Below are 12,691 nucleotides of genomic sequence, written 5' to 3' on the forward strand. Positions count from 1 at the left end.
AATCCCTTTTTGTGCTTCCTAAGCTAAACGAACGATATAAGTCCTAAGCCGTTTCTGATTGAGCATCGACCGAGGTCGGAGCCGTTTCAGTGACTTCCTGAATCGCCATCAGAATACGTTCTGGCGTTGCAGGTGTGTTGAGCTTAGGAATCGCGCCATCAACGGCGACATAGCTAATCGCATCTTTCAGTGCGCTCCAAACCGACATACCTAACATGAAAGGGGGCTCGCCCACGGCTTTCGAATTAAAGACGGTGTCTTCTGGGTTGCTGCGGTTTTCCAAAAGGTGTGTTCTGAAATCAATTGGCATATCGGCAATTGCTGGGATCTTGTAACTCGCCGGGCCATTGGTCATCAAGCGGCCTTGTTGGTTCCAAACCAACTCTTCCGTGGTTAACCAACCGACACCTTGCACAAAGCCTCCTTCGACTTGGCCGATATCAATCGCAGGGTTCAGTGAAGCGCCTACGTCATGCAAAATATCGACACGTAGAATCTTGTTTTCGCCAGTTAGGGTATCGACGATAACCTCTGAACAAGATGCGCCATACGCGTAGTAGTAGAACGGGCGACCGCGTGCTTTTTCGTGATCGTAATAGATCTTTGGAGTGCGGTAGAAGCCAGTGCTAGATAGTGAAATCTGGTTAAACCAAGCCAGCTCAACAAACGAGTTGAAGGTCATGATTTCATCGCGGATCTGCACCATGCCGTTCTTAAACACCACTTCTTCAGGCCACACTTTGAAGTGCGAAGAAGCGAAGTCGATCAGGCGCTGCTTAATGGTTATTGCTGCGTTTTGCGCGGCCTTACCGTTGAGGTCGGCGCCCGATGAGGCTGCGGTTGGTGATGTGTTCGGAACTTTGTCTGTGTTTGTAGCGGTGATCTGGATACGTTCGACATCGACTTGGAACTCCTGTGCAACGATTTGTGCCACTTTGATGTTCAAGCCTTGCCCCATTTCCGTACCACCGTGATTCAAATGAATACTGCCATCGGTGTAGATATGGATGAGCGCACCTGCTTGGTTCAAGAAAGTCGCAGTAAACGAGATGCCGAATTTCACTGGTGTGATCGCAAGGCCTTTCTTTAAGATAGGGCTCTGCTTGTTGAACTCAGCGATGTCTTTACGACGTGCGTGATAGTCACTGCTGCGCTCAAGCTGTTCGGTTATCTCAGGTAAAAAGTTGTCTTCAACGGTTTGGTAGTAATGGGTCACGTTACGGCCTTCTTCGCCGTAGTAGTTCGCCTTACGTACTTCCAAAGGATCTTTTTTCAGGTAACGCGCAATCTCGTCCATAATGTGTTCAATGGTCATCATGCCTTGCGGACCACCAAAGCCACGGTAAGCGGTGTTCGATGCTGTATTGGTTTTGCATCGATGACCAACCACAGTTGCATCACCTAGGTAATAGGCGTTGTCTGAGTGGAACATTGCGCGGTCGACGATAGAACTTGATAAGTCTGGAGAGTAACCACAGTTACCTGCAACGGTAATATTGGCACCTTGAATCACACCATTGTCGTCAAAACCGACCGTATATTGATTGTAGAACGGGTGGCGTTTACCAGTTTGCTGCATGTCTTCGTTACGTAGCAGACGCATTTTGGTTGGTCGTCCGGTGAGGTGAGCAATCACCGCGGCCATACACGCTGGAGAGGCTGCTTGAGTCTCTTTACCACCGAAACCACCACCCATACGACGCATATCAATCACGACTTTGTGCATTGGTACGCCAATCACTTCCGCAACCAGTTTTTGAACTTCGGTCGGGTTTTGAGTCGAGGTGTACACGATCATGCCGCCGTCTTCGGTTGGCATCACGCTACTGATTTGCGTTTCTAGGTAGAAGTGTTCTTGGCCGCCGATCTCTAGATCACCAGAGATCACGTGCTTTGCTTTTGCGAGTGCGGCTTTCGAGTCACCACGTTGTTGAGTGTGGCTCTCTGTGACGAAGTGTTCTTTCTTTAGCGCTTCTTTTACATCAAGAATCGCAGGCAGTTCTTCATATTCAATGATTGCAGCGTGTGCGGCTTTACGTGCGGTTTCTAAATCGTTAGCTGCCACGGCAATCACAGGTTGACCGTAGTATTCTACTTTGCCATCAGCAAGCAGTGGGTCACCCGGAAGAATTGCACCGATATCCAGTTCACCCGGTACGTCTTTGGCTTGAATGGCAATCGCCACACCTTCAAATTCGTAACACGGTGACAGGTCTATTTTGGTGATGTTGGCGTGTGCTTGCGTGCTCAGGCGTGCGTATACGTGCAGCTGATTTGGGAACTCTAGGCGGTCGTCAATGTATACCGCTTCGCCCGTGACTTGCTTGGCTGCACTGTCGTGTTTTACGCTTTTACCTACGCCAGTTTTTAGGTCTTGTTTTGCAATGGTAACCATCTCTTCGTGGGTCATCGCATTGCTCTTGTGAACAGAGGAATTTGATTTAGACATAAGACGTTACCCTTGTTTCGATTTGGTTGTTTTTGTTCTGCTGTTCAATGAAGTAACGACGCAACATATTGGCTGCCGACAATGAACGGTATTCTTGGCTGGCACGGAAATCAGATAGCGGCTCAAAGTCGTTATACAGTTCCAGCATCGCTAACTTAATATTAGCGTCTGTCCATGGTTTGCCTAATAACGTATTTTCACAACGCGCCGCGCGCTTAGGTGTTGCAGCCATACCGCCGAAAGCGATACGAGCGTAAGAAACCTTGCCGTCTTCGATTTGAATATCAAACGCACCACACACCGCAGAGATGTCGTCGTCTAAACGTTTAGACAGTTTGTAAGCTCGGAAGCTGTCGTTAGTTGGCTTAGGAATGATGATCTGTTCAATGAACTCACTCTCTTTTTGCGCCGTCACTTTGTAGCTGATGAAGTAATCTTCAATCGGCATGGTGCGTGACTCGTCACCGCAACGAAGTTTGATCTTTGCGTTAAGGGCAATCAGCAGAGGAGGGGTGTCACCGATAGGCGAAGCATTCGCTACATTACCGCCGATGGTGCCTTGGTTACGCACTTGCAGTGAAGCAAAGCGATGCAGCAGTTCACCAAAATCTGGGTAGTGTTTTTTCAATAGTGAGTAAGAATCACTGATAGGCAGGTTGGCACCAATGATTAGATCGGTGTCGGTCTCTTCACATACCTTCATGTCTTCAACAAGGTTCACGCTGATCAGTGTTTCAATCTCACGATGGAATTGCGTCACTTCCAGCGCTAAATCCGTACCGCCAGCAACCAGCTTAGCGTTCGGGTGGGCTTGAAAAAGCTTGGCCAACTCATCGGTGCTTTTTGGGGAAAAAGCGGTGAGGTGACCAAGGCGTAAGTTGGCCTCAGTGTCTTGAATGCTTTCTAGCTTCTTGATGGTGTTGCGTTCAAGTTCAGCAAATTGGTCGATCAAAGGTTGGTCTGTTGAAAGTGACATCGCAGCATCAACAATTGGTCGGTAGCCTGTACAACGACATAGGTTACCCGCCAGTGATTCCATGACGTCTTCTTTGCTCGCATCGGGTTTGTTTTTGCCTAGCGCAAACATCGACATGATGAAGCCCGGCGTGCAGTAACCACACTGTGAACCGTGAAAATCAACCACCGCTTTTTGTACTGGGTGCAATGAGCGATCTCGATTTTGCAGATCTTCTACTGTGATCAGTTGCTTGCCATGCAGCGCTGAAACGAACGTAAGGCAAGAGTTCACCGAGCGGTATTGCAGCTGTCCATCAACCACCTCACCCAGAACTACCGTACATGCACCACAGTCACCCGACCCACAACCTTCTTTGGTACCGGTTTTATTAACCTTGGTACGAAGGTAGTTGAGCACTGTCATATTTGGCGACAGATTATCTTCGCGTCTTATTTCCTGATTGAGCAAAAAAGTAATCAAGAGACCTCCTTGTAAATCGACATATTTCCATGTGTATTCTTTTTGACTTCTAGGTCAATAATTATCCATCCTGACCCTGTGGTCAACTATTTATTTACAAAAATGCAACAAATAGTCTTTTGTGAAGATTGTATACAATTTAATGTTGACTTTAGTTGTCTGTTTTATAAGGAGTTTAATTGAAGGTGAACAGTTTTATGGTGTGAATGAATGGATAGCTATGTATACAAGATAAAGGCAAGATTTATGGCACTGTGGGAAGTGATTCTGTAGAGGCTAAGATCGTTGTTGAGGGCAGAATAGACAGTATTTTTAGATGGATGTGAGTCGATCGTCGTCTTTATTTTTAGGGGAGAGGGCATAAAAAAGAGAAGTAAACACTAAGGCTTACTTCTCTCCAATTTTGTTAACGAAAAGCTGTTAACAAAAAGCTGTTAACAAAAAGTTGTTGAATGATGGTTATTAATCATATGTTGAATCTTCTATGACTTACTCTTAAGCAGATCTGAGAACACGACATGCAGATCACTAGAAGCTGTGCTGCTGTCTAGGTTGAGCTTCGAACGAATATGGCTTAGGTGTTCTTGCATCAACTCTACGGCTTGTTGTTCATTGCCTGACTCTATCGCATCCAGTAAGCCTGAGTGTTCGTCTAGAGAACAGTTCGAGTGGTTGCCCGTTTCGTACTGAGCGATCAGCAGTGAAGTTTGCGATACCAAGCTGCGTTGGAAAGCCAGCAGTGGCGCGTTCTCTGCCATTTCAGCCAATTTGATGTGGAACTCACCAGATAAACGTAAGCCAGAACCATAGTCACCTTGGTCAAAGGCGCAGTTCTCTTTCGCGACCAGTTTTCTACACTCGTCGATTTGGGCTTTGGTTGCGTTTTTCACCGCCAGCTCAGTGATAGCAATTTCCATCACTTCACGTGCTTTAAAGATTTGTTTGGCTTCGTCAACCGTTGGCGCAGCAATCACGGCTCCTCGGTTAGGACGGATCACCACAACTTGTTCTAAAGAAAGACGCAGTAAGGCACGGCGGATAATAGTACGGCTAACGCCAAAGATTTCTGCTAGTGCTTCTTCGCTTAATTTGGTGGCTGGTGGCAGCCTTTGTTCTAGTATCGCGTCGAAGATATGGCAGTAAACAACATCGTCTTGAGTCTGGCCTGTTACTTTCGTTTTTACACCTTTGGAGACAGAGTTTTTGAGAGCTGTCATAGAGATAAGGGCCCTTGTTTAGTCGAGTTGGGTTGGTCGAGAATAATTCATGAGTATTACTCTATATTGTATACATTTATCTATACAATGCCACTGGATGAAAGTGCGATGCACGCTTATTTGTTAATGACTTATAACATTTAGTTTGCAGGGAACTGTGTGCAATCTTGAGCTTTAAGTCATTCGCCCTAAAACTAGACGCGATTATCGCCGCAGCTGTACGCCACGATCTGGCTGATTTCGCTCAGGCTACGACCTGACTGTTGCTGCCATTCGTTGAAGGCTTTACCCGCTGCCAGTTGTGCTCGCTTGGTGTTACGACCGCTATCAACCACGTCTGTGCTGCGTAGGTGTGCTTCAACATCTGATGACAAGATGAAGGTATCTTTACCCATTTGGCGCAGAGTGTAGGCACCAGTGTTACCGCCTAATCGCTTGCCGTGTTTCTTCAGATAATCCCAAAGTTCAGTGATACGTTCTGATGGCCAGTCGGCAACCATTTGTGAGAAGGAATCCGCCTCACGCTTAGCATTGTGGATCATGGTGGCATTGGCAGGGATAGTCATTACCTTAGTCAGGTGACGAATAATGCGCGGGTCTTGCGCTTTTTGTTCCCACATTTCATTCGGCAGCATCAGCATTTTTTCGATATTGAATTCAAAGAACACTTCTTCAAATTGCGGCCATTTCTTCCTCACTACATTCCATGAAATACCACACTGGAATACTTTTTCAGTAAAGGCGGCTAGCCAACGATCGTCGGTGATTTGTGATAGCTCGGCTTGTGAAAGGGGCGCACGAATAATTTTTTCGAGTTCGGCCGCTCCGCCTTTGCGGTGAGCTGCACGTTGGTAAATAGTATCGAATTTTTCTTGGGTCATGAAGGTTCCAAATTACATCTGTGTATCTTGAGTATGTAGCCAATGCTTAATGATATGGGGTCAAATCTAGTAATTAAAACGAACTAGCTAAGCTTTAATTCCATTTGATATAGAGGCCATGTTTTACCATTAAATTCTTTAACGCTTGGCTCTTTGTCGACCACCTCAAAGCCCGCTTTGTCGTAGCAGCGTTTTGCGCCGTGGTTTAGCTTGAATACGGCCAAGGTGATGGTGGTGACATTCGGTATTTCTTTCGCCGCCTTTAAGGCCGTTTCAAGCATCGATTGTCCTAACCCTTTGCCTCGTTGGTTTGGGTGAATAGCAACTCGGCAGAAACGAAGTTCACTGTCTGACATACGCTGAAATTCCATAAAGCCAAGTAAGTCATTACTTTTGGTGTCTGAGTTCGGTTCAGGTAATGAATGAGTTTCAGAGAAGGTATATAACTCGACATGTGGCTCTTGAGAACGTTCGATGATTGAAGCCGCTTCTAACGGCCAACCAAATGTTCTCCCTCCCCATAGAACGTAGTCTTCTAAGGATGTAAACCAAGTGACGATCTCTTCGGCGTCGGATGCTTTAAAGCGGTTTATTTCCATATCCTTGTCTCTTCCTTATCGCGTGTCTCTTTTTCTAAACCGCTAAACTTCCGTGCCCAACTGCTCAAGAAAGCCACGCATGTAATCGGTGCGCTTGTTGGCTTCTAACTTGGCTGATTCTGTATTCATGGTTTCTGCTAGCTTAAACAGCTTCACGTAGAAGTGGTCGACGCTGTAATGCTTGTCATCTAAGTCACGATGTTCAGCGAACGGGTCTTCGTGGTTATACAGCTCGGCATTAAAGCTCTGACCCACATACAAGCAGCGAGCGATGCCAATTGCTCCGAGCGAATCAAGGCGATCGGCATCTTGGACTATCTGAGCTTCTAAGGTTTCAGGTGTGATGTTGGCGCTGTAGCTGTGCGTGACAATGGCATGATGGATCTCATCAAGATAGGACGCGGGATAGTCGATAGATTTGAGGAAAGAGATCGCCTTGTCTGCTGCCATTTGCGAGCTTTTGGCTCTGTCTGGATGGTTCTTAGGAAAGGTGAAACAATCATGAAGGTAAGCGGCGGGTAAAACGACTTCAAGCTTAGCCTGTTCTTGAGCACACAAAGCCTTAGCGGTTTTGACTACGCGCTTAATGTGGCTAATGTCGTGTGCTGCATCTTGTGTCATTTCTCGTTGTGCAAAATCAAGCAGTTGGTCTTCAAACTTTTCCTTCACGCGTCTCTTTCTCCCTATGTAGACGTTAGCAATCTTGTTGATCACCTAGCATTTATTTCACATCGACTTTAACAGTTTCAAGCGCGAGTTTTTATCTTTTATAAAAGGAATACCAACAAAAAAACCGACTCTGTGAGTCGGCTTAATAGAGGGGCTTGTCTACGTTGATAAAAGCATTATCAACGGCAGTCAGAGCTTAAGCTGCAGCTTGTTGAAGCTGTGCTAGCACATCATGCAGAGAAGGGCTGATGGTGTGTCCAAGCGCTTTCACTTCGTCACATGGCTCTACTAAATCAGGGATCTGGAAGCTGATCATGTTGGCTGCCATAGAAGCGCGAATTCCGTTGTTCGAATCTTCGAACGCTAGGCAGGTTTCAGGCGCAACACCTAGGCGTTCAGCCGCCAGCAAGTAAATCTCTGGGTGAGGCTTGCCGTGAGTCACTTCGCAGCCTGTGCTTAATGAGGCGAAGTACGAATCTAGGCCAGCTAGCTCAAGCTTCTTCTTTGCGATATCAAGCTGAGTGGAGGTCGCTACCGCGATTGGAATGTCATTCGATTTTAGCCATTCAAGCAGCTCAATCACGCCATCTTTTACCGGGATTGCTTGGTTTTTAACAATTGCACTGTAGCGGGTGCGCCATTCATTATTCAGCGCTGGGTAATCTAACCCTTCACCGTAACCATTTCGAAAAATCTGTTCGATGGTTTTTGCGTTACAACCAATGATGCCTAGGTAGACATCTTGCAAAAACGGAACACCTTGCGCGTGACATGCTTCTTCAAAAACTTGCATACAAAGTCGCTCGGTGTCGAGCAGCAGCCCATCCATATCAAAAATAGCAGCTTGAAAATTCATATCCGTGGTTCTTTATGTGTTGTCATCGTGAGGGCGGGTATTTTGACATAGTGTCTAGTGATAGGCGAGTCAACGTTCAGTAAGAATATATCCAATCGGCTCGGCAATATGCTTCTGCATGACTTTAAATGTGATTGGTTGTGGTTGAAATAATATCGTTCAGTTATGAGCCTGATATTTTATAGGCCATCCAGATCTAACAGAAACAATTATGATTATCCCACATAACAAATCTAGCTTGTGCGTCTGGCTTCTTATTACATTTCATAAACTTACAGGTCTGTTTACGTGACCATAATCTTATAAAAAACAATTACCGGGAGCCTGCAATCATAGTGTGACCAAGCAATAAGTAAATGGCTGAGCTTAGGGAGAAAATAACATTAGTCCACATTTTTAGCAGGGTTGCTTATGTTGTATTTTGAGTTTCTATTTTTATTAGTCGTCCTTTATATCGGATCTCGGTATGGCGGTATTGGCTTAGGTGTTGTTTCTGGTATTGGTTTGGTTATCGAGGTGTTTGTCTTCAAGATGCCACCAACGTCTCCACCTGTCACCGTGATGCTGATCATCCTCGCCGTTGTTACTTGTGCTTCGATTCTCGAAGCGGCAGGTGGTTTGAAATACATGCTGCAAGTGGCGGAAAGGGTACTGAGAAAGAACCCGAAACGCGTCACCTTGATAGCACCGTTCGTGACTTACTCGATGACTTTCCTATTGGGTACTGGCCACGCGGTTTACTCAATTATGCCAATCATCGGCGATGTTGCGTTGAAGAATGGTATTCGTCCTGAGCGCCCAATGGCGGCTGCGTCTGTTGCGTCTCAACTAGCTATAACGGCATCACCAATTTCTGCTGCTGTGGTCTATTACCTCGCGCAACTTTCTGATATCCAACACTCTATTACTCTGCTTTCTATTCTGATGGTGACGGTTCCTGCAACCTTGTTCGGTACACTTTTGCTTTCTCTGTATAGCTTGAAACGCGGTAAAGAACTGAACGACGATCCTGAATACCAAGCGCGTCTAAAAGATCCAGAGTGGAAAAAGCGCATTGAAAGCACCACTGCGACCTCTTTGGATGAAGTACTGCCAACTTCGGCTCGTAATGCGGTATTGATTTTCCTATTGTCGATTGTCGTGATTGTTATCGTGGCGATGGTGCCTGAGATCAGAACCATCGTAGACGGCGACAAGCCAATCAAGATGTCGGTGATCATCCAAATGATGATGCTCTGTTTCGGCGGTATCATCTTGCTGGCAACCAAAACTGACCCGCGTGATGTGCCAAACGGCGTGGTATTCAAATCGGGTATGGTGGCAGCGATTGCTATCTTCGGTATCGCTTGGATGTCGGATACTTACTTCCAATACGCAATGCCTCAGTTCAAATCTGGCATCGTGGAAATGGTGACCAATTACCCGTGGACGTTTGCGCTAGCGCTATTCATCGTATCGGTTGTGGTGAACTCGCAAGCCGCTACTGCACGTATGATGCTGCCTGTTGGGCTTGGATTAGGACTAGACCCAGCCCTGCTTATCGGCTTGATGCCAGCGGTTTACGGCTACTTCTTCATCCCGAACTACCCATCAGATATCGCAACAGTAAACTTCGATGTTTCTGGCACCACCAAGATTGGTAAGTGGTACTTCAACCATTCATTCATGTCGGTTGGTTTAATCGGTGTAGTAGGCGCATGTTGCTTAGGCTACGCACTGGCACAGATTTTTATCGCTTAATGTATTAGCTTTCTTTGAGATAGCTAAGACAACAAACAAAAACAGCGCCTGAATTGGCGCTGTTTTTGTTTAATCTGTCTTGGGGATTCGCTTTGATACGAGCTCTTAAGCAGTATTAGCGAGCCTCAAAAGCCAGCGACTGAATTGCTTCTTCAATCGTTAGGAAGTGGATCTTCATCAGGCACACTTCAGCTTTTTGAAACTCGTGGTTTCGAATCAGTTTAGTCACGCTTTCAACCGAATACTGCTCAGCTCGTTTAGCTAAACCCAGTTGGTTTGAGTTTGATTGTAGCGAGTAGCTGTCGCCAACTGAATCAATGAGGTAATCATCTTCACCCAGGATCATGTCTGAGCATTCTGCCTGAAAATTGTTCTCGGATGCGACGTAAATAAGCTCATCATCACCGTCGAGTTTTACCAAAGATGGCCAACTGATCATTACTGCCCTTTCTATGTGCTGCTTACTGCTTTTAATAGTGGTGACGACAAGCAATTATATAAAAGTTATCGTCATCTGCTTTATACACTAATCGATTCTTGTCATCGATTCGTCTTGACCAAAAGCTAGACAGGTTGCCGACTAGTGGCTCCGGCTTTCCAATCCCTTCAAAGGGCGTTCTTTTGGCGGCTTCAATCAACTTATTTAGTTTCTTGAGCGTTTTCTTGTCTTGGGTTTGCCAGTATAGGTAATCTTCCCAAGCATTATCTGTAAATACAATCTTTCGATCATTCGTCATTATTCAATTCTCGAACGGTTGTATTTCCGGCTTCGAGTTGAGCAATAGATTCAGCCAATCTTTCAGCGTTTTTAGGCGAGCTCATTAGGTACAAGGTTTCTTGCATTGAATTAAAATGATCAAGAGACATGACCACTGCATCTTCTGAATCTCGTCTGGTTATTACCGTAACATCAGAATCGTCTACCACTCTATCGAGCACAGACTTAAGGCTATTTCTGGCCTCAGTAAAAGAAACAATATTCATCACTCATTTACCCTGTTGTTTTTGGATATGTTTAATCTTTCTATATACACAGAATAGTTAATCATTCATGAATTAACTATTCTACATGTTCCGCTTGTTGTACATGTTATATCAGAGGTTACACATGATCAACTTATGGTACATGTCATTCATTGTAAATATGCAGAGAGTTACTGACTTAAAATGCTATTTACTCAAAGATCGGCCTAATGGTGCGAAGTAACCTTGCAGGGCTTGGTATATCTGTTCTCGGTGCGCCATATCAGGATACACGGGGTACATATCAGGCTTGGTTGTGCCATCCACTAGATAAGCGTTCTTGATATCGGAACACGATTCAATCACGGATTCAAAAGCGCGCGCCATCATCTCTGTGGGTAGTGAGAAGTAACGGGCAGACATCGCTTTGTCGGCAATCACACTGCGAGCCACATAATCGTGTTTGTCCAAGTTATTGTCGCTAAGCAGTGTGGCATCAAACAGAGACATCAAACTTTCGTTTAATGGATGAGGTCGCACCGTTCTATCGTGCAACCAACAGTCGCTGGCGAACAGGATCTGCTTGCGAGGGCCAGAGGTATCGCCGATTTCAAACGCTTTCTCAGCGATATAGTGGTCAAATGCATGCCAAAACTCGTGAGCGAGCGCGCCAGCTCCGGCATTCTTCGCGAGGGCTAATTCTCGTTGGTTCGGGGCATAGTGTGCTTGTACGCCTTTTCTGCCGCCACTGCCGAACGCTAAGCCTAATGTGCCGCGAAGGCCAATCGCTTCTGGTGGCAAAGCCAAGATGTAAGCCAAGTCGGCTAGCGAATCGAATATCAGATTTGCGGCCAACTCTTTTTCTTCTTTCGTCACCCAAGCACCCACACGAATGCTGCCCATACCGAAGGTTTGTTTGATGTCCATGAATGACACCTGATCGCCATGTCGGTAGTCTGGGCCTTCGCGCGTTTTGTATTTAAAGTGAGTTAACTTCAAAAGGGTCCTTGGAAACAGACGTAAGAATGAATAGTGTGCTCAGTGAGATGCGCCTGTGTGAGATGCATCTCTTGGAATTAAAGGACGTTAGCACTTTTGATAGCAAATTGCCGAACAAAATTAGTTTAGATTGAGTTCGAAAGCTTCCCATGAAGTTGGGTTACCTTCACGAGTGAGTGGAAAGAGTGGCTGTTGTGGTTTTGCATAGCTTAATCGGTGCAGTCTTTGAGTTACGTGGTAGCTATCAAGCCCTGATACCGTGACCAAATCCAACGCTTCTAAATCAAGGTAGCCATCCGGCATCACGGCGCGTTTGGGTGCGTGAATCGTTATAACTTCACCGATCAACATTTGCGTTTGATTGCTTTCGATTGTTATCTGTTCTTTGAACGCTAACCCTATCTTTAAACTGCTCTCCAAGACGAAGGGAGCGGGGAATGTGTCGTCATAATAGGCCGTTAAGCCGACCGCGTTGAATTCTGAGACTGGTTTAGGGTAGCGAGCCGAGGTTTGATGGGCCTTTTTAACAAAGTCAGCACCAATGCTGTTAACGGTGAAGTACTTAGTTTCTAGGATGTTTTCTAGCGTATGACGTCGGCTTTTATCTGGGCGAACAATAAAACCAAGCAGCGCGGGATCAGACCCTAGGTGAATGACAGAGCTCACTATCGCAAGGTTTTCAAGCCCCTGTTTATCACAAGTACCAATTAGGTTGGCGCTTTTAAATCCAGATAGGGAGTTAACCAAACGAATGCGGTGGCGCGGGTCCATTGTTTGGATATCTTGTTTAGAAAGGGTCATGTCCTTCATATCTTCTCTTCTTCTCATTTATTGTTATCTTCGAGCATGCTCACTAACGGACTTATATGTACGAAGAATC

General features: G+C 45.8%; 13 protein-coding genes. 1 reads left to right on the forward strand and 12 read right to left on the reverse strand.

Annotated features, from left to right (window positions below; all coding sequences use genetic code 11):
- Positions 1–43: 43 nt before the first annotated feature.
- The 7 genes from xdhB to AB4329_RS13700 form a co-directional block, all read right to left on the reverse strand.
- Positions 44–2,449 (reverse strand): xanthine dehydrogenase molybdopterin binding subunit, encoded by a 2,406-nt coding sequence (xdhB, locus tag AB4329_RS13670; protein WP_372138545.1) that lies wholly within the window; start codon positions 2,447–2,449, stop codon positions 44–46.
- Positions 2,442–3,887: a xanthine dehydrogenase small subunit gene (gene xdhA / locus AB4329_RS13675; protein ID WP_372138546.1), complete on the reverse strand. Its 1,446-nt coding sequence runs from the start codon at positions 3,885–3,887 to the stop codon at positions 2,442–2,444. Before xdhA ends, xdhB begins: the two co-directional genes overlap by 8 nt.
- 482 nt (positions 3,888–4,369) lie before the next feature.
- On the reverse strand, positions 4,370–5,104 hold the full coding sequence (locus AB4329_RS13680) for a GntR family transcriptional regulator (RefSeq protein ID WP_108185319.1): 735 nt from the start codon (positions 5,102–5,104) through the stop codon (positions 4,370–4,372).
- A 194-nt stretch (positions 5,105–5,298) separates the two neighbouring features.
- A complete protein-coding gene (locus AB4329_RS13685) occupies positions 5,299–5,985 on the reverse strand; it encodes a DNA-3-methyladenine glycosylase I (protein WP_108185318.1) in 687 nt (228 codons plus the stop codon).
- Between the two features lie 83 nt (positions 5,986–6,068).
- Positions 6,069–6,584, reverse strand: coding sequence for a GNAT family N-acetyltransferase (locus AB4329_RS13690; RefSeq protein WP_372138548.1), 516 nt, complete (start codon positions 6,582–6,584; stop codon positions 6,069–6,071).
- 42 nt (positions 6,585–6,626) lie between these two features.
- On the reverse strand, positions 6,627–7,253 hold the full coding sequence (locus AB4329_RS13695; RefSeq protein ID WP_017069080.1) for an HD domain-containing protein: 627 nt from the start codon (positions 7,251–7,253) through the stop codon (positions 6,627–6,629).
- Between the two features lie 196 nt (positions 7,254–7,449).
- A complete protein-coding gene (locus AB4329_RS13700; RefSeq protein ID WP_136974166.1) occupies positions 7,450–8,109 on the reverse strand; it encodes an HAD family phosphatase in 660 nt (219 codons plus the stop codon).
- A 411-nt stretch (positions 8,110–8,520) separates the two neighbouring features.
- Here AB4329_RS13700 and AB4329_RS13705 point away from each other — a divergent pair, with 411 nt between their 5' ends.
- Positions 8,521–9,849, forward strand: coding sequence for an anaerobic C4-dicarboxylate transporter (locus tag AB4329_RS13705; protein WP_004732879.1), 1,329 nt, complete (start codon positions 8,521–8,523; stop codon positions 9,847–9,849).
- Between the two features lie 115 nt (positions 9,850–9,964).
- Here the strand turns inward: AB4329_RS13705 and AB4329_RS13710 are convergent, their stop codons facing one another.
- From AB4329_RS13710 to AB4329_RS13730, 5 genes are all read right to left on the reverse strand, one after another.
- Positions 9,965–10,288, reverse strand: a complete 324-nt coding sequence (locus AB4329_RS13710; RefSeq protein WP_372138549.1) for a DUF4144 domain-containing protein — start codon at positions 10,286–10,288, stop codon at positions 9,965–9,967.
- Positions 10,289–10,319: 31 nt separating this feature from the next.
- On the reverse strand, positions 10,320–10,586 hold the full coding sequence (locus AB4329_RS13715; protein WP_017061615.1) for a Txe/YoeB family addiction module toxin: 267 nt from the start codon (positions 10,584–10,586) through the stop codon (positions 10,320–10,322).
- Positions 10,576–10,833, reverse strand: coding sequence for a type II toxin-antitoxin system Phd/YefM family antitoxin (locus AB4329_RS13720; RefSeq protein ID WP_017061616.1), 258 nt, complete (start codon positions 10,831–10,833; stop codon positions 10,576–10,578). The genes AB4329_RS13715 and AB4329_RS13720 overlap by 11 nt, the downstream gene beginning before the upstream one ends.
- A gap of 186 nt (positions 10,834–11,019) precedes the next feature.
- Complete coding sequence (locus tag AB4329_RS13725) at positions 11,020–11,811, reverse strand: CLCA_X family protein (RefSeq protein ID WP_017061617.1); 792 nt, start codon at positions 11,809–11,811, stop codon at positions 11,020–11,022.
- A gap of 120 nt (positions 11,812–11,931) precedes the next feature.
- Positions 11,932–12,621 (reverse strand): flavin reductase family protein, encoded by a 690-nt coding sequence (locus AB4329_RS13730; protein WP_017061618.1) that lies wholly within the window; start codon positions 12,619–12,621, stop codon positions 11,932–11,934.
- Positions 12,622–12,691 lie beyond the last annotated feature (70 nt).

The sequence above is a fragment of the Vibrio sp. 10N.261.54.A5 genome, from assembly GCF_041471145.1.
GTDB lineage: Bacteria > Pseudomonadota > Gammaproteobacteria > Enterobacterales > Vibrionaceae > Vibrio > Vibrio crassostreae_C.

Coding starts and splice junctions, on each gene's coding strand:
- AB4329_RS13690 (WP_372138548.1), bottom strand. CDS start 6,584: ATGGAAATAAACCGCTTTAAAGCATCCGACGCCGAAGAGATCGTCACT.
- AB4329_RS13700 (WP_136974166.1), bottom strand. CDS start 8,109: ATGAATTTTCAAGCTGCTATTTTTGATATGGATGGGCTGCTGCTCGAC.
- AB4329_RS13710 (WP_372138549.1), bottom strand. CDS start 10,288: ATGATCAGTTGGCCATCTTTGGTAAAACTCGACGGTGATGATGAGCTT.
- AB4329_RS13705 (WP_004732879.1), top strand. CDS start 8,521: ATGTTGTATTTTGAGTTTCTATTTTTATTAGTCGTCCTTTATATCGGA.
- AB4329_RS13680 (WP_108185319.1), bottom strand. CDS start 5,104: ATGACAGCTCTCAAAAACTCTGTCTCCAAAGGTGTAAAAACGAAAGTA.
- AB4329_RS13715 (WP_017061615.1), bottom strand. CDS start 10,586: ATGACGAATGATCGAAAGATTGTATTTACAGATAATGCTTGGGAAGAT.
- AB4329_RS13720 (WP_017061616.1), bottom strand. CDS start 10,833: ATGAATATTGTTTCTTTTACTGAGGCCAGAAATAGCCTTAAGTCTGTG.
- AB4329_RS13685 (WP_108185318.1), bottom strand. CDS start 5,985: ATGACCCAAGAAAAATTCGATACTATTTACCAACGTGCAGCTCACCGC.
- AB4329_RS13730 (WP_017061618.1), bottom strand. CDS start 12,621: ATGAAGGACATGACCCTTTCTAAACAAGATATCCAAACAATGGACCCG.
- xdhB (WP_372138545.1), bottom strand. CDS start 2,449: ATGTCTAAATCAAATTCCTCTGTTCACAAGAGCAATGCGATGACCCAC.